We start from the raw sequence: 16,302 nt of genomic DNA on the forward strand, positions 1-16,302 counted from the left end.
GGCTCACCTCCGAGGGAGCAGCAAAGAACGGTGCCATTCAAAGAAAGCGGGAAGGATGGCACGGAGAACACGGAAAGCTGATATTCCACCGCGCACCGTGCCGATACGGACGAGTTCATGTTCTGGAGCGTCCACGACCACCCGGACGGCCGCAACCGGACGTGGACCCGCGCGGACGGCGCTGTGCAGCGTGGCCGCGGACTCCATGTCGACCGCGATGGCGCCGGTCGCGAACAGGTCCGACCGTTCGTGACCGCGGACGACGTGATCGGAGCCGGTGAGCGGCCCCGTGTGGACGGTGCGCCCGGGCGCGGCGCGCGCCAGCTCCTTGACCAGCAGTTCGGTGCCCGCGCACGGGGTGCTGCCGTGCGGGTCGCGGGTCTCCTCGGCGACCACCAGGTCGCCGGGGTGCATGCCCGGGGCGAGCCCCGCGCAGAACCCGGTGGCCAGGACGGCCGCCCCGCGCAGATCCGGTCCGGCGAGGGCCCGGGTGAGCGCGAGCTCGGCGGCCCTGGGTCCCATGCCGGTGCGCAGGACGGTGACGGGCCCGTCGGAACCGCTCCGGTCGCCGGTGCGCAGGGCGAGGTGCTCGATGCCGAGCGCACAGGCGATCAGCAGCGGCGCCGCTTCGGGCTTGGTGCTCATCAACCCCCCTTGACCTCGATGAACGGCTCGCCGTTGACATAGCGGCCGAGCGCGGTGAGCGGGAAGACCTGCCGGTAGAGGTGGTAGTTGATCGAGAAGTCCCACGGGAACCCGGTGCCGGTGAAGTACGGCTCGTCCCAGGAGCCGTCCGCCAGCTGGGTCTCCGCGAGCCAGGCGACGCCGCGCTCCACCGCCTTGGAGTCGCGCTCCCCGGCCGCGAGCAGCGCGAGGAGCGCCCACCCGGTCTGGGAGGCGGTCGAGGCGCCCCGGCCGCTCCATTCGGCGGCGTCGTCGTAGGAGCGCAGGTCCTCGCCCCAGCCGCCGTCCTCGTTCTGGACGGTCTCCAGCCAGCCGACCGCCCGGCGGATCGCCGGGTGCGAGGCGGGCAGACCGGCGGCCGCCAGTGCGGGCACCACCGACCCCGTGCCGTAGATGTAGTTGACGCCCCAGCGCCCGAACCAGGAGCCGTTCGGCTCCTGTTCGGCGAGCAGCCACTCGATGCCCCGGCGGGTACGCGGGTCGTGCGCGAGGCCCTCCACCGCGAGCATCTCGACCACGTGCGCGGTGACGTCCGCCGACGGCGGGTCGATCACCTCGCCGAAGTCGCAGAACGGCAGCCGGTTGGGGAAGGAGCTGGTGTTGTCGACGTCGAACGCACCCCAGCCGCCGTCCTTCGACTGCATGCCCAGGTTCCAGCGCACTCCGCGCCCGATCGCCTTCTCGACGCGTTCCGGGTCGTGATGGCGCACGCGGCGCAGCGCGAGGACCACCTCGGCGGTGTCGTCGATGTCGGGGTAGTTGTCGTTGTGGAACTCGAACGCCCAGCCGCCGGGCGGGAGATGGGGGCGCTTCACCGACCAGTCGCCGGGTCTGACGATCTCCTCGCCGAGCATCCAGTCCGCGGCCTTGACCAGTTGCGGGTGATCGGCGGGCAGGCCCGCGTCGGCGAGCGCGATGGTGGCCAGGCAGGTGTCCCAGACCGGCGACTGGCAGGCCTCGATCATCCGGGCGCCGTCCTCGCGCCAGACCGTGAAGCGTTCCAGGGACTCCAGTCCGGCGCGCATCACGGGGTGTTCGAGGTCGTAGCCGAGCAGGTGCAGCGCGATGACCGAGTACACCGCGGGCGGCTGGATGCCGCCCCAGCAGCCGTCGTTCTCCTGCCGTTCGATGATCCAGCGTGCCGCCGCGTTCATCGCGGCCCGGCGCAGCGGTCCCGGCGCGACCTTGCGGTACTGGTGCAGCGCCTTGTCCAGCCGCTGGAAGACGCCGTCCCAACTCGCCATGGGGGCGATGGGCCCGACCGGGTTCGGGTGGTCCGGGTCGGTGTGCAGCTCGTCCAGCGGGAACGGCGCGGGCCGCACCGGGCGCTTCGCCGAGACGATGGTGAGCGGCACGATCGTCTGCCGTGCCCAGCACCCGAAGTCGTAGATGTTGAGCGGCATCCACTTCGGGAAGTAGATGAGTTCCGGCGGGAGTTCGGGGAGGTCGTCCCACTTCCACCAGCCGAACAGGGCGAGCCAGATGCGGGTGAAGACGCGGGCCGAGGCGATGCCGCCCCGTTCCCGCACCCAGGCGGCGGCCTTCGTCATGTGCGGCGCTTCGGGGGCGTCCCCGGTCAGCCGCAGGGCGACATACGCCTCGACGGTGGCGGAGAGGTCGCCCGGACCGTTGTAGAACGTGGCCCAGGCGCCGTCCGCGCGCTGCTCTCCGCGGATGAACAGGCCGGCGGCGTGGGTGGTCTTCTCGTCGCGGATGCCCAGGAACTGACGCAGCAGCAGGTCCTCGGCGTCCATGGTGACGTTGGTCTCGAGGTCGCCCTTCCACCAGCCCTCGGCGTCCTGCCGTGCGAGCAGGTGGTCGACGGCACGCTCTATGGCGATCTTGGCGACGTCTCGGGTCTCGACCGTCCCGGCCGCCACGGGAGTCGTCTCTGGATGGGTTTCGCTGGCCGCGGCAGCCCGGGGCGGCACGGCCCCGGTGCTTCCGTCGGTCGTCGCTGTCATGGCTTCCCCTTCGTGCAGTGGTACGTCTCTGCTGTGGGTCCGCCGTCGGCCGGTGTGTCGCTCTCGTGGATCCCCGGTCCGGTACGGAACGAAGGACCCGGGGAAGACGCCGGCCGGCGACTACGCGAGGTTTATTCGACCGATAGTGATCATCTCTTCCGTACGACGACGAAGTCGGCGAGCGCCACGAGTTCGGCCCGCACCCGGTCGGGCATCTCGACGGCGTTCAGGGCCTCGATGGCGATGGTGTGCTGACGGCGTGCCTCCTGGGCGGTCCACTCGCGGCCGCCCGCCTCCTCGATGAGCGCGGCGCGGGCCGCGAACTCCTCCTCGGAGAAGTTCTCGAAGTCGCTGGCCTTGGCGTCCTCGGCCAGCAGCCGGCCGAGCCGTTCCGAGGCGGGCCCGCCCGCGGCGAGCGCCGCCACGACCGGCAGGGACTTCTTGCGCTGGCGCAGATCACTCCAGGTCTGCTTGCCGGTGGCCTCCGGGTCGCCCCAGATGCCGAGGAGGTCGTCGACGGCCTGGAAGGCCAGTCCGAGGTGGTAGCCGTACCGCTCCAGGGTGTCGGCGGTGCGGTCGTCCGCGCCGCCGAGGACCGCGCCGATCGAGCAGGCGCAGGCGAGCAGGGCGCCCGTCTTGTTGCCCTCCATCTCCAGGCACTCCTCGACGCTGACCCGGTCGCGGTGCTCGTAGGAGATGTCCTGTGCCTGGCCGTCGATGAGGGCGCGGGTGGCGGTGGTCAGGCGGCGGGTGGCGCGGCCGGCCTCGGCGGTGCCGAGTTCGAGGAGGATCTCGTTGGCCAGCGCGAACAGGGCGTCGCCGACCAGGATCGCCTGGGCGGGGCCGTGCACCTTCCAGACGGTGTCGCGGTGACGGCGCTGCTCGTCGCCGTCCATCAGGTCGTCGTGCAGCAGCGAGAAGTTGTGCACCAGCTCCACCGCGACCGCGCCGGGCACGCCGACCTCCGGAGCGGCCCCGGCGGCCTGCGCGGACAGCACGGCCAGCGCCGGGCGCACCGCCTTGCCGCCGTCGCCGTCGGCGGGGTTGCCCGCCGCGTCGATCCAGCCGAAGTGGTAGGCGGCGACCGTGTCCATGGGCGACGCCAGACGGTCGACGGCCGCTTTCAGCACCGGTGTGGCCAGGGTCCGGCCGCGCTCCAGGAGCGCGGTCACGTCCACCGCGTCGGCAGCCGATTCGGCCGGGGGCACAGTGGGCACAGTCTCTCCTCTTGTTGCGGTACCGGGGGTGCGGGGGTCCACCGCGCGCTGCTCGACCCTCACCTGAGTCCACCTCGCGGTGAAGCGCCGGTTCCCGCCGGTGTCCGGCCGGACGCCGGGGGTGCGTCCCCCGGCAGGGTGCGGGCCGTCTCCTCGAACCGGAGGAGGTGATCGCGCGGCCGGCCCAGGGCGCCCAGTGCGGCTGCCGCCGCAACGGCACCGCTGCGGACCGCGCTCTCCATGGTCGCGGGCCACCCGGTGGCGGTCCACGCGCCGGCCAGATACAGGCCGGGAGCCTTGGTACGGGCGCCGGGCCGCAGCCGCCCGACGCCGGGGGCGGGGGCGAACGTCGCGGTGCGCTCCCGGGTCACGAAGAAGTCCTTCACCTCCGCGTCGCGGGCGGCGGGCAGCAGCCGCTCCAGCTCCGGCAGATAGCGCTCGCGCAGCACGGCGACGGGCTCCTCGATCTCCAGCTGCGCGGCCGACTGGGACAGGGCCAGGTACTGCCCCTCCCGCAGCCCCGACGCCTCGGTGCGGTCGAAGACCCACTGCACCGGCGAGCCGAGCGCGGCGAAGAACGGACGGGTGAGCACCTTGCGGTCGTAGACCACGTGGACGTTGAGGATCGGCGCGTCGCCGATCTCCAGGAGCCGCTCGGGGGCGTCCAGGGCGCCCGCCGGCAGCAGATCGTGCGCCTCGCGCTGGGGCACGGCGAGCACCACGGTGTCCGCGTCGAGTGTCTCGCCGGGAACCTGAACGCTCCAACGCCCGTTCTCGTGTCGGGAGATGGAGGTGACTCGTGTACGGACCTCGGTACGGACGCCCGCGGAGCCGAGCGCCTTGCGGGCCAGCGTGTCGTGCAGTTCGCCCAGCGGGACGCGTGCCCAGCCGATGTCGGCCGCGCCCGGGTCGGACAGCAGACCGGTCTTGAACACCATCGCGGCGAGCCCGAGCGAGGAGTCTCCGGCCACCGCGTTGAGGGTGGCGACCCCCACGAGGTCCCACAGTGCCTCGACGGCACGCTCCGACTGACCGTGCGCGGCGAGCCAGCTGCCGAAGTCCTGGTCGTCGAGCGCCGGGTCGTCCAGGTCGAGCGCCTTGAGCGCCAGAGCGGCACGGCCGACCTTGGCGCGCTCGGTGAGCGAGAGATGCTGATAGGTCGCCAGGCTGCGCGCGAGATGCAGGGGCACCGGCAGCGCGGTGCGGCCGATTCTCCCGAGCCGCCGTCCCGGGGTGCCGTCCGCGTCGAGAACGGGCACGTCGAGACGATCCTGCAGCGGTGCCAGCGAGGTCGCGTCGATGCGGTCGAGGAACCACCGGTAGGCGGTGCAGCAGCGCAGGAACACGTGCTGGCCGTTGTCGACGGTGAGCTCGCCGCGCCGGAAGGAGAAGGCCAGCCCGCCGAGCCGCGGTCTGCCCTCCAGCAGCGTCACGCGCACCCCGGCGTCGGCGAGCGAGAGCGCGGCGGTGATCCCGGCGAGCCCGCCACCGACCACCACGGCGGACGTGCCCGTCCCGGCCGTGCCCGCGGACGTGCCGGCACGGTCCGGGCCGACCGGACCGTCCGCGCCCGGCTCCCCCGGCTGCGTGGCCTCGCTCATCGTGCGCCCTCCCCCTGCGGCCCGCCGCGGTACTCGAACGGTGTACGACCGGCCGTCGCAGTCAGGGACGCCGCGGACCACCGGAGGGTTGCCTGCCGCTTTCCTCCGGCGGAATCACCTTGGACCGGATTGTCCATCAGGTGCGCCTCCTGACGGTGCGGCGGGACACGTGCCGCGCGTCCAGACCGGACAGGCCGCGCACGGCGACGTACGCCTTCTCCCGGCCCGGCAGCGAGACGCGTCCGCGCAGCACCGCCTCCGGGTCCCGCTCGATACGGTCCAGCAGCCGCCGGTAGATGCCGGCCATCGCCGCGACGCAGGCGCCGCTGCGCCGGTCCAGCATGGGCAGCAGCCGGTAACCCTCCGCGAAGAGGGTCCGGGCCCGTCTCACCTCGAAGTGCACCAGGCCCGCGAAGTCGGAGCCCTCCGGCGGCGTCGGCCCGTCGAAACCGGCCGAGCAGCCGAACTTCGCGAGGTCGTCGGCGGGCAGGTAGGTGCGCCCGTCGCCGGCGTCCTCGCGGACGTCCCGCAGGATGTTGGTGAGCTGGAGCGCGAGCCCGAGCGTGTCGGCGTACTCCGGCGCGCGTTCGGCGCCTCGCGCCCCCGGTTCCGTGCCGAACACACCGAGCGAGAGCCGCCCGATCGCCCCGGCCACGCAGCGGCAGTACACCTTGAGGTCGTCCCAGGTCTCGTACGTCTCACCGCGTACGTCCATGAGGACGCCGTCGATGAGCTCGTCGAGGCCGCCGAGCGGCACCGGGAAGGACGCCGCGGTGTGACTGAGGGCGACCGCGACCGGGTCGGTGTCGTCCTCGTCGACCCGGCCCTCGCGGACCCGGGTGAGCAGCGCCCTGGTGTCCTGCAGACGGGCCGCCTTCACGTCCGGTGCGAGCGTGCCGTCGCCGATGTCGTCGACACGCCGTGAGAACGCGTAGAGCGCCGACATCGCACGACGCTTGGGCGTCGGGAGAAGTCGGATGCCGTACGCGAAATTGCGCGCCTGCTGACCGGTCACTGCTTCGCAGTAGCTGTAAGCGGCGAGTACCGGTGCGGACACGTGTTGTTCCGACTCCACGGTCCGGATCACCCCTTTCCTCGCAGAGTCACTCCCACCTCGCGCAGCAACTGGAGCTTGCCGGGCTTGGGCGGGCCGGGAAGTACGTCGTATTCAGCGGCGGCGATCGCACGGATCGCCGCCCTTCCCCCTGCCACGAACCCCGCGAGCAGCAGCTTGAGCCTGCCGTGGACGCTACCCACGAGGGGGGTGCCTTCATTCAGGAGGTGGAGCGCGCGTTCTGCTTCGTATGCAACCAGCGCGCGCGCCGATGCGCCTGCTGTGGCCGTGGCGAGATCCGCCTCCTGGACATGGAAACGCTTCATGTCCTCGGCGGGAAGGTAGATGCGGTCGCGGCCGAGGTCCTCGGCGACGTCCTGGAGGTGCTCGACGATCTGCAGCGCCGTGCACACCGCGTCGGAGCGGCGGATCCGCTCGGGCGTCGAGGTACCGGTGACCGAGAGGACCAGGCGGCCCACCGGGTTGGCGGACAGTTCGCAGTAGGCCAACAGGTCGTCGTACGTCTCGTAGCGCGTGACGACCTGGTCCTGGCGGTTGGCCCCGATCAGGCCGAGGAAGGGCTCGGGGGTGAGGCCGGCGCGGCGGACCGTGGGCCGCAGGCGCAGCAGCAGCGGGTGGCGCGGGGTCGAATCGAACACCCGGTGGAGGTCCGCCTCGAGGGCGTCGAGCAGGAGGAGCCGGTCCTCGGCCCCCTCCGGCGACACGCCGAGCAGCCGGGCGTCGGCGCCGCCGGGGGCGAGGTCGCCGTCACCGATGTCGTCGACGAGGCGGGCGAAGCCGTAGACCGCCATCAGGTCGTCGCGCCACGCCCGGGGCAGGAAGAAGGGCGCGACGGGGAAGTTCTCGTCCGCGGCCTTGTCGAGGGTGCCGCGCTCCGGGTCTCCGGAGCGGGCCGTCCCGGCTTCGGTCACCGCTCGCCGCCCGGCGCGGGGACGGCACACGCATCGCGGAGCTGGAGAGTTTCCGTAGCCATTGCCGTCACATCTCCCGTTCTACACTGCCGACCCAATACTGCCCATTTCGGACACGCCGCCCGGAGGTCCGCGCAGCGCGCAGGTACCGGGCGTCGCGCAATATCGCCCCACTTGCCGCGATTCAGCACCGGTACAGCTTACGTTGTACAACGCTGCACGGTCCGTCGGGGTGTCCTGCACATCACAACAACACACCGATTGGCGTCAAGATTCCTAAGGGCAGCCGGAGTTGGCGTTTCCTTTGCAGACGCAGGGCCCCGCCGAACCGTTCCGGCGGGGCCCTGGTCGAGACGGGTCATTTGCCCGTGAACTTCTCGTACTCCTTGAGGACCTCTTCGGTCGGGCCGTCCATCCGCAGCTCACCGCGTTCCAGCCACAGGACGCGGTCGCAGGTGTCGCGGATCGACTTGTTGTTGTGGCTGACCAGGAACACCGTGCCCGCGCTCTTGCGCAGCTCGCGGATGCGCTGCTCGGAGCGCTTCTGGAAGGAGCGGTCGCCGGTGGCCAGCGCCTCGTCGATCATCAGCACGTCGTGGTCCTTGGCCGCCGCGATGGAGAAGCGCAGCCGCGCCGCCATGCCGGAGGAGTAGGTCCGCATCGGCAGGGTGATGAAGTCGCCCTTCTCGTTGATGCCCGAGAAGTCGACGATCTCCTGGTAGCGCTCCTTGATCTGCTCGCGGGACATGCCCATCGCGAGGCCGCCCAGGATGACGTTCCGCTCGCCCGTGAGGTCGTTCATCAGGGCCGCGTTCACGCCCAGCAGCGAGGGCTGGCCGTCGGTGTAGACCTTGCCCTTCTCGGCGGGCAGCAGTCCGGCGATGGCCCGCAGCAGGGTCGACTTGCCGGAGCCGTTGGAGCCGATCAGGCCGATCGCCTCACCGCGGTAGGCGGTGAAGGAGACGCCCCTGACGGCGTGCACCTTGCGCACGCCCCGCTCCTCGCCGCGCTTGACGATGCGGCTGAGCGCGGCGGTGGCGCTGCCCTTGCCGGTCTTGGCGCCGTTCACGCGGTAGACGATGTGCAGCTCGTCCGCGATGACGGTGGGGATGTGGGACACCTGGTCAGCCACGGCCGTACCTCTCTTCCGCCTTCCAGAAGTACACGAACCCGCCCCCGGCGAGGAGCACGGCCCAGAAGGTGGCGATCGCCCACACGTGCGGGGGCAGGTGCGAGGCACCGTATCCGTCGATGAGCGCGAAGCGCATCAGGTCCATGTAGACCGCGGCCGGGTTCACCTGGAGCGCGCGGATGACCCACTCCGGGCGGCCCACGAGCATGTTGCTGATGGAGAACATGACACCCGAGGTGTACATCCAGGTGCGCAGGATGAACGGCATCAGCTGGGCGAGGTCCGGCGTCTTCGCGCCCAGCCTGGCCACGATGAGTGCGAGGCCGGTGTTGAAGAGGAACTGCAGCACGAGCACCGGCACGATCAGCAGCCAGGACAGACCCGGGTAGCTGCCGAAGGCGATCGCCACGACGAACAGCACGAGCATCGAGAACAGCAGCTGCTGGAGCTGCTGGAGCGCGAAGGAGATGGGCAGCGAGGCGCGCGGGAAGTGCAGGGCGCGGACCAGGCCGAGGTTCCCCGAGATCGCGCGGACGCCGGCCATGATCGAGCTCTGGGTGAAGGTGAAGACGAAGACCCCGGTCACCAGGAAGGGGATGTAGGTGTCGTGCGACATCCCTCGGCTGGCCTTGAGGATCAGACCGAAGATGAAGTAGTACACGGCGGCGTTCAGCAGCGGCGTCGCCACCTGCCACAGCTGGCCCAGCTTGGCCTGGCTGTACTGGGCGGTCAGCTTCGCCTGCGAGAAGGCGAGGATGAAGTGCCGGCGCCCCCACAGCTGACGCACGTACTCGACGAGACCGGGCCGGGCGCCGCTGACGGCGAGCCCGTACTTTCCGGCCAGCTCGGCGGCGGAGAGCCCGTCATCGGGCGACGGGCGGTCGCTCACCGCGACCGCTCCGTCCTGCGTTGTGTCACTCACAAGGGGAAACTTTCGTCTTCGGATGCGCACGGCCGGGTGGGGCAGGGCCATGGCACGGGACCGGGGTCGGGACCACGTGCTCACAGGAACGAGCTTGTCAGATGACGGGAGGACGGCCCAGTCTGGTCAGCCGCCACACCGTACGCCACTTCATGGGCCGCCTGCGTCCGCACGGGCTGGTCCAGCCCTCCTTGAACCCGCCGAACCAGGCCTTCAGCGCGGGTGCGGAGGGGCGGCGGGCCAGGGTCAGGAGCATCCACACCCCCAGATACACGGGGACGAGCGGTGCGGGAAGGTTCCGGCGGGCGAGCCAGACGCGGTTGCGGGCCACCATCCGGTGGTAGACCGCGTGCCGCGAGGGCGCCGTGGTCGGGTGGTTCAGCACCATGTCGGACCGGTAGTCGATCATCCAGCCCGCGTCGAGCGCCCGCCAGGCCAGGTCGGTCTCCTCGTGGGCGTAGAAGAACTCGTCGGGGAGCCCTCCGACCTGGCCGAAGACCTTTGTGCGGACCGCGTTGGCGCCGCCGAGGAAGGTCGTGACCCGGGAGGAGCGCATGGGGTCCGAGGCACGCAGCCGCGGCACGTGCCGGCGCTGGGTCTCGCCGGTCTCCGGGTCGGCGATCCGGAAGCTGATGATCCCGAGCTCCGGGTCGTCGGCGAAGGCCCGGCGGCACAGCTCGGCGGTGTCGTGGGTGGCCAGGAGTCCGTCGTCGTCGAGGAAGAGCAGGATGTCCATGTCGGCGCCGCCGGGCCCGAAGGCCTCGATACCGACGTTGCGGCCGCCGGGTATGCCGAGGTTCTCGGGCAGCTCGACGGTGCGTATGCCCTCGGGGACGTCCGGGACGGGCGAACCGTTGCCGACCACGACCACCTCGACACGGTCGCCGTCCTGCTTCGCCACGGAGTCCAGCAGGGCCCGGAGCTCGTCGGGACGGTTGCCCATGGTGATGACGACTGCGCCGACCTTCATCGCCGCGCTCACTTGAGCCTGCTGGACGCGAGGATGGACACGAGGTGCAGCAGGGTCTGCACGAGCGCGATGCCGGCGAGCACCGCGGTGCCGAGGCGGGTGAAGAACAGGTCGCCCCTGACCTGGTCGGCGATGGCGAGGACCAGGATCAGCAGCGACGCCTCGATGCCGAGGATCAGCCGGTGGAACCTGAGCGCGCCGGCGGCCCGGCGCGCGAGGGCCATGCCGGACGAGCGGGGCTCGGACGCCGCCTCCTTGACCGGCGGCAGCCCGCCCTGGTGGCGGGCGACGCCGACGAGGTCGGTCTCGGCCTTGACCAGGATCGCGCCGAGGGCCGCCAGGGTGCCGAGGAAGGCCCACAGCCAGTCGACGCGCCCGGTGCCCCACAGGTCGGCGGCGCGCAGCCCGAGGCCGACGAGGACGGCCGCGTCGGTCAGGTAGGCGCCGACGCGGTCCAGGTAGACCCCGCCGAGCGAGTACTGCTTCTTCCAGCGCGCGATCTCGCCGTCGACGCAGTCAAGCAGCAGGTACAGCTGGACCGCGACCACGCCGAGCACGGCGCCCGCGATCCCCGGCACCAGCAGGGCCGGGGCCGCGAGCACGCCGCAGACGGTCATCAGGTAGGTGAGCTGGTTGGGCGTGACCCTGGTGTTCACCAGGTAGCGGTCGCAGCGCAGCGAGATCTCTCGCATGTACAGGCGTCCCGCCCAATGCTCACCGCTGCGCCGGTCCTTCACCCCTGCGGGATGAACGACGGGGCGGAGTTCAGCTACTGATGGCCTTGGCATAGTCGGAGTAGATGTCCTTGATCTGGTGGGTTTTCAGGTCGAGGTGTTCGAGGATCGTGTAGCGGCCCGGCCGGGTCTGGGGGGCGAACTCCACGACCTGGACGAACTCGTCCACCGTGAAGCCGATCTCCTCGGGCAGCACCGGCAGCCCGTGGCGGTGCAGTACCTCGGCCATGTACACCGACTCCTCGTGCGCCCCCCGCAGGTACATCGCGAAGGCCGCCCCCAGGCCGCACTGCTCGCCGTGGCTCGCGGCGCGCTTGGGGAAGAGGAGGTCGAAGGCGTGGTTGATCTCGTGGCAGGCGCCCGAGGAGGGCCTTGAGTCGCCCGACACGGACATGGCGATGCCGCTGAGGACCAGTGCCTCGGCGAGCACCTGGAGGAAGTCGTTGTCCCCGACGCCGCCGGGGTGACGCAGCACGGCCTCGCCGGCCTGCCGTGCCATCGCGGCGGCCAGGCCGTCGATCTTCTCCCCCTTGACGCGGTTGGCCAGTTCCCAGTCCGCGATCGCGGAGATGTTGGAGACGGCGTCGCCGATGCCGGCCCGGACGAAGCGCACGGGGGCCTCGCGGATCACGTCGAGGTCGATGACGACCGCGATCGGGTTCGGCACGCCGTAGGACCCGCGGCCCGCGTCGTTGTCGAGCGTGGCGACCGGGGAGCACAGGCCGTCGTGAGCGAGGTTCGTCGGCACGGCGACCAGGGGCAGGCCGACCCGCGCGGCGGCGAACTTCGCACAGTCGATGATCTTGCCGCCGCCCAGTCCCACGACGGCGTCGTAGTGGCCGGCCCTTATGGCGCCGGCGAGCCGGATCGCGTCGTCGAGGGTGCCGCCGCCGACCTCGTACCAGGTGGCGCCGGGCAGGGCGGGGGCGAGCCGCTCGCGCAGCCCGGCTCCCGAGCCGCCGCTGACCGCCACGGCCAGCTTGCCCGAGTGGGAGATCCGCTCGTCGGAGAGCACGCTCGCCAGGTCGTCCAGGGCACCCGGACGGATGTCGACGACGACCGGCGAGGGAATGAGCCTCGTCAGTACTGGCACGCGATCTCACGTCCCTTGGCGAGGTCCTCGTGGTTGTCGATCTCGACCCACTTGACGTCGCCGATCGGTGCCACGTCGATCCGGAAGCCCCGGTTCACGAGCTCCTGGTAGCCGTGCTCGTAGAACTGCTGCGGGTCCGTCTCCCACACCGTCTTCAGGGCGTCGGCGAGATCGGCGGCGGCCGCGCCCTCGATGAGGGTGACGCCGATGTACTCGCCGGTGGCCTCCGCGGGGTCCATGAGCTTGGTGATCCTGCGGACACCCTTGGCGGGGTCCACGACCACCTTCATCTCCTCGTCGGCGAGCTTCTTGACCGTGTCCAGGGCCAGGATGATCCGCTTGCCCTCGCCACGGGCGGCGAGCAGGGTCCGCTCGACGGAGACCGGGTGCACGGTGTCGCCGTTGGCGAGGATCACACCGTCCGTGAGGGCGTCACGGCCGCACCACAGGGAGTAGGCGTTGTTCCACTCCTCGGCCTTGTCGTTGTCGATGAGGGTGATCCGCAGGCCGTACTTCTCCTCCAGGGCCGCCTTGCGGTCGTAGACGGCCTCCTTGCGGTAGCCGACGATGATGCCGACCTCGGTGAGACCGATCTCCGCGAAGTTGCCGAGGGTCAGGTCCAGGACCGTGATGCTGTCCTCTATGCCCGCGGGACCAACCGGCACGAGAGCCTTGGGGAGGCTGTCGGTGTAGGGGCGCAGACGCCGTCCGGCGCCGGCCGCCAGCACGAGGCCGATCATGCGGGTTCTCCTTCATCGTGTACGGCGGGCGCCCCGGAGGACGCCCAGAAGCGGATGCTCTCGAAGAGCACCAGCACGGCCACGGCCACGGCGAGCACCGTGAGCGCGACCTCGAACTGTGCGGCGGTGAGCACCGCGGCCAGGACGGTGACCAGCAGCGTCCTGCCCTCGTGGCCGCCGGTCGCCCGCACCAGCCACTGCGGCGGCGCGCCCGCGTTGCCGCGGATGCGGTACACCGTGTCGTAGTGATGGTAGGCGACCGCGGCCACCAGGCCGAAAGCCGCCGGAAGCGCTCCGTTCACGTCGGCTTCGACTGCCAGTACCAGAACGGTGAGGTACTCGGCGGCCCGGAAGACCGGGGGGACGAGCCAGTCGAGGGCGCCCTTGAGGGGGCGGGCGACGGCGACGGCGGACATGAGCGTGTGGACGACGGCGAACACGACGGTCTGCCAGCCGGGGCCCCACAGCACGGCCGAGGCGACCACGAGGAAGCCGCCGACGAAGGCGCTGACGGGCGCGGCGTGCCGGACGGTGCCGCGGACGCGGCGGACCAGCAGTTCGACGAGCGGTCCGCTGTCCGCGAGGTCGGCCAGCGCCTGCGCGGCCCGGTCCGTGCGCCGGGCCTTGCGGGTGAGCGAGCGCAGCACGCGGCCGGCCGTGGTGTACGTGGCCGCGAAGGCGCAGCCGGCGAGCAGCGCGTAGAAGGTGATGCGGGGTGTGGTCAGAGCCGTGAGAACGGCGATCATCGCCCATCGTTCGCCGATGGGCAGGACTATCATCCGGCGCACCCAGACCGTCCAGCCGACGCTGTCGAGCTTGCCGGAGAGGGCCGCGGTGGGGCTGGTGTTGGCCGTGGCGTCGTGGTTCGCCTCGTTGAAGGAGAAGTCGACGACGTGCCGGCAGGTCTGCAGGATCATCGCGCCCAGGGCGAGCGCCCACACGTCGTCGCCGCCGCGGGCCGCGCCGAGGGCGAGTCCGGCGTAGTAGGCGTACTCCTTGGCGCGGTCGAAGGTCGCGTCCAGCCAGGCGCCGAGTGTCGAGTACTGCAGGGAGTAGCGGGCGAGCTGCCCGTCGGTGCAGTCCAGGACGAAGGAGAAGAGGAGCAGCAGGCCGGCCGCGACGAACCCGGCGCGGGTGCCGGTGGCGGCACAGCCCGCGGCGATCAGCGCGGTCAGCAGCGAGGCGGTGGTGACCTGGTTCGGGGTCAGGCCGCGGCGGGCGCACCAGCGGGCGAGGTAGCGGGAGTACGGGCTGATGCAGTACGTGGTGAAGAAGCCGTCGCGGGCCTTCACGGCGCTGCGCAGCCGGACCGCCTCGTCGTCCACGGAGGCGACGGCCTGCCGGATCTCGTTGCGCTCCTGCGGGTCACCGGGGACCGCGGCGACCAGGGACCCCAGTTCCGGGCGGTGGACGGCGACGCCGTCCGCGTCGAGGGCCGCGGTGAGACGCTCGGCGAGGTTGTCGGTCGCGACGGCCAGGCCGCCGGCGGCGGAGCTCTCGCGGGCCAGGGCGCGGGTCAGCGCCCGGCGGGCCTCCGGCTGCACGGCGACGGCGCCGGGGACGGCGGAGGCCGGGAAGCGGGGGTCGGTGAGGCCGAGGCGCAGGGCGTGCGGGTGCCCGACGAAGCGGGCGTCGACGAGGGCGACCCGCTCCCCCGCGGGCACGGCTGCCAGCAGGGTCTCGGCGTCACCGGCCTCCGCGGCGGAGTGGACGTCGAACCCGAGCGACCGCAGATCGCCCTCGAGCGACGATCCGGGGACCGGCTGGCCGGTGAGGATGGCGGTCGACAGCGAACTCACTCCCTGGGTGCCGGGCGGCCTGGCGCCGGCATGTGCGTGGTGGGACGGCCCGGGCCGGGCCCTCTCCTCGTCCTCCCGCCGTCCGACCCGGGGCGGGCGGGAGCGCGCGGAGAGCGCCTGTGGCCGCCGGGGCGGCATGTCGGCAGAGGCTATCGGATGATGGGAAGCGGGTGTTCACCACCCGTTCACGGTCCGATCAACCTGGTCTGAGCGGCCGCCTCCGCCGCGATCATCATCGGTGATCCGGGGTCCGCGCGACAAACCGCGGCCCCAGACCGGACCATCGGGGGCATTGCGTACGAGAACCGGCGCACCGGTCCGGATCACGGCAGGACGGACGGGGCGCCGGGTCCGGCATAGGGTGGTCGTCCATGACATGGCTGATCACCGGCGGGGCCGGATACATCGGGGCACACGTGGCGCGGGCGATGGCGGAGGCCGGGGAGCGCGTGGTCGCCCTGGACGACCTCTCGGCCGGGGTGGCGCGGCGGCTCCCGGAGGGCATCCCGCTGGTCCGGGGCTCGTCCCTGGACGGGGACCTGCTCAAGCGGGTCCTGGCGGAGCACGAAGTGACCGGTGTGGTGCATCTCGCGGCGCGCAAGCAGGTCGGCGAGTCCGTGGAGCAGCCCACGCGCTACTACCAGGAGAACGTGGGCGGGCTCGCGACGCTCCTGGAGGCGGTGGCCGAGGCGGGTGTGCGGCGGTTCCTCTTCTCCTCGTCCGCGGCCGTGTACGGCAATCCGGACGTGGACCTCATCACGGAGGACACCCCCTGCGCGCCGATGAGCCCGTACGGCGAGACGAAGCTCGCCGGGGAGTGGCTGGTGCGCGCGGCGGGCCGGGCGCACGGCATCGCGACGGTCTGCCTGCGCTACTTCAACGTGGCGGGCGCGGCCGCGCCCGAGCTGGCCGACACCGGGGTGTTCAACGTCATCCCGATGGTCTTCGACCGCCTCACCCGGGGCGAGGCCCCGCGGATCTTCGGCGGCGACTATCCGACGCCGGACGGCACGTGCGTCCGCGACTACATCCATGTCGCCGACCTCGCCGAGGCCCATCTCGCGGCGGCCCGCCGGCTCGCGGGTGACGCGACGGGCGATCTGACCGTGAACATCGGCCGGGGCGAGGGTGTCTCGGTACGTGAGCTGATCACGCTCGTCGCGGAGGTCAGCGGTGACGCCACGGAGCCGGTCGTCGAGCCGCGCCGTCCCGGTGACGCGCCGCGCGCGGTCGCCTCGGCCGCGCTGGCCGCCCGCGAGCTGGACTGGAGCGCGCGGCGCGGGGTGCGCGAGATGGTCGCGTCGGCCTGGGACGGATGGCGACTTCATCACCCCCCGACCCAGGATTAACGATCTTCACCTGCTCTGACCTGCGTCTCGTCCACGCAGGTCAGAGCAGATGACAACGGTCTTCAGCGCGGCCTTGGCCCGATACCCCCCACCCGTAGTTCACTGTTCCTC

General features: G+C 71.6%; 15 protein-coding genes. 1 reads left to right on the forward strand and 14 read right to left on the reverse strand.

Features of this window, described 5'->3' with window-relative positions:
• Nucleotides 1-3 precede the first annotated feature (3 nt).
• The 14 genes from OG776_RS10080 to OG776_RS10145 form a co-directional block, all read right to left on the reverse strand.
• Nucleotides 4-645 (reverse strand): phosphorylase family protein, encoded by a 642-nt coding sequence (locus tag OG776_RS10080; RefSeq protein ID WP_329320177.1) that lies wholly within the window; start codon nucleotides 643-645, stop codon nucleotides 4-6.
• The gene (gene shc / locus OG776_RS10085; RefSeq protein ID WP_329320179.1) at nucleotides 645-2,648 is read right to left on the reverse strand and encodes a squalene--hopene cyclase; all 2,004 of its coding nucleotides are present in this window, start codon (nucleotides 2,646-2,648) and stop codon (nucleotides 645-647) included. Before shc ends, OG776_RS10080 begins: the two co-directional genes overlap by 1 nt.
• Before the next feature lie 149 nt (nucleotides 2,649-2,797).
• Entirely contained in the window at nucleotides 2,798-3,928 is a 1,131-nt protein-coding gene (locus OG776_RS10090; RefSeq protein ID WP_148012169.1) for a polyprenyl synthetase family protein, read from the reverse strand.
• The gene (gene hpnE / locus OG776_RS10095; protein WP_329320183.1) at nucleotides 3,925-5,466 is read right to left on the reverse strand and encodes a hydroxysqualene dehydroxylase HpnE; all 1,542 of its coding nucleotides are present in this window, start codon (nucleotides 5,464-5,466) and stop codon (nucleotides 3,925-3,927) included. The genes OG776_RS10090 and hpnE overlap by 4 nt, the downstream gene beginning before the upstream one ends.
• Nucleotides 5,463-5,603, reverse strand: a complete 141-nt coding sequence (locus OG776_RS10100; RefSeq protein ID WP_222723844.1) for a DUF6380 family protein — start codon at nucleotides 5,601-5,603, stop codon at nucleotides 5,463-5,465. The genes hpnE and OG776_RS10100 overlap by 4 nt, the downstream gene beginning before the upstream one ends.
• On the reverse strand, nucleotides 5,603-6,553 hold the full coding sequence (gene hpnD, locus OG776_RS10105) for a presqualene diphosphate synthase HpnD (RefSeq protein ID WP_148012170.1): 951 nt from the start codon (nucleotides 6,551-6,553) through the stop codon (nucleotides 5,603-5,605). Before hpnD ends, OG776_RS10100 begins: the two co-directional genes overlap by 1 nt.
• Complete coding sequence (hpnC, locus tag OG776_RS10110) at nucleotides 6,550-7,452, reverse strand: squalene synthase HpnC (protein ID WP_148012171.1); 903 nt, start codon at nucleotides 7,450-7,452, stop codon at nucleotides 6,550-6,552. The genes hpnD and hpnC overlap by 4 nt, the downstream gene beginning before the upstream one ends.
• A 358-nt stretch (nucleotides 7,453-7,810) precedes the next feature.
• The gene (locus OG776_RS10115; protein WP_329320188.1) at nucleotides 7,811-8,584 is read right to left on the reverse strand and encodes an ABC transporter ATP-binding protein; all 774 of its coding nucleotides are present in this window, start codon (nucleotides 8,582-8,584) and stop codon (nucleotides 7,811-7,813) included.
• The gene (locus tag OG776_RS10120; RefSeq protein ID WP_148012172.1) at nucleotides 8,577-9,506 is read right to left on the reverse strand and encodes an ABC transporter permease; all 930 of its coding nucleotides are present in this window, start codon (nucleotides 9,504-9,506) and stop codon (nucleotides 8,577-8,579) included. The genes OG776_RS10115 and OG776_RS10120 overlap by 8 nt, the downstream gene beginning before the upstream one ends.
• A 97-nt stretch (nucleotides 9,507-9,603) precedes the next feature.
• Nucleotides 9,604-10,476, reverse strand: a complete 873-nt coding sequence (locus tag OG776_RS10125; RefSeq protein WP_443077246.1) for a glycosyltransferase family 2 protein — start codon at nucleotides 10,474-10,476, stop codon at nucleotides 9,604-9,606.
• Between the two features lie 8 nt (nucleotides 10,477-10,484).
• Complete coding sequence (locus tag OG776_RS10130) at nucleotides 10,485-11,264, reverse strand: CDP-alcohol phosphatidyltransferase family protein (protein WP_148012174.1); 780 nt, start codon at nucleotides 11,262-11,264, stop codon at nucleotides 10,485-10,487.
• Entirely contained in the window at nucleotides 11,242-12,303 is a 1,062-nt protein-coding gene (locus tag OG776_RS10135) for an iron-containing alcohol dehydrogenase family protein (protein ID WP_148012175.1), read from the reverse strand. The genes OG776_RS10130 and OG776_RS10135 overlap by 23 nt, the downstream gene beginning before the upstream one ends.
• Complete coding sequence (locus tag OG776_RS10140) at nucleotides 12,291-13,043, reverse strand: phosphocholine cytidylyltransferase family protein (protein WP_148012176.1); 753 nt, start codon at nucleotides 13,041-13,043, stop codon at nucleotides 12,291-12,293. The genes OG776_RS10135 and OG776_RS10140 overlap by 13 nt, the downstream gene beginning before the upstream one ends.
• Nucleotides 13,040-14,833, reverse strand: a complete 1,794-nt coding sequence (locus OG776_RS10145; protein ID WP_148012228.1) for a DUF5941 domain-containing protein — start codon at nucleotides 14,831-14,833, stop codon at nucleotides 13,040-13,042. The genes OG776_RS10140 and OG776_RS10145 overlap by 4 nt, the downstream gene beginning before the upstream one ends.
• 380 nt (nucleotides 14,834-15,213) lie before the next feature.
• Here OG776_RS10145 and galE point away from each other — a divergent pair, with 380 nt between their 5' ends.
• Nucleotides 15,214-16,191, forward strand: a complete 978-nt coding sequence (gene galE, locus OG776_RS10150) for a UDP-glucose 4-epimerase GalE (RefSeq protein WP_329320193.1) — start codon at nucleotides 15,214-15,216, stop codon at nucleotides 16,189-16,191.
• Nucleotides 16,192-16,302: the final 111 nt, after the last annotated feature.

It is taken from the genome of Streptomyces sp. NBC_01689, from assembly GCF_036250675.1.
In the GTDB taxonomy this organism is placed as follows: Bacteria; Actinomycetota; Actinomycetes; order Streptomycetales; family Streptomycetaceae; genus Streptomyces.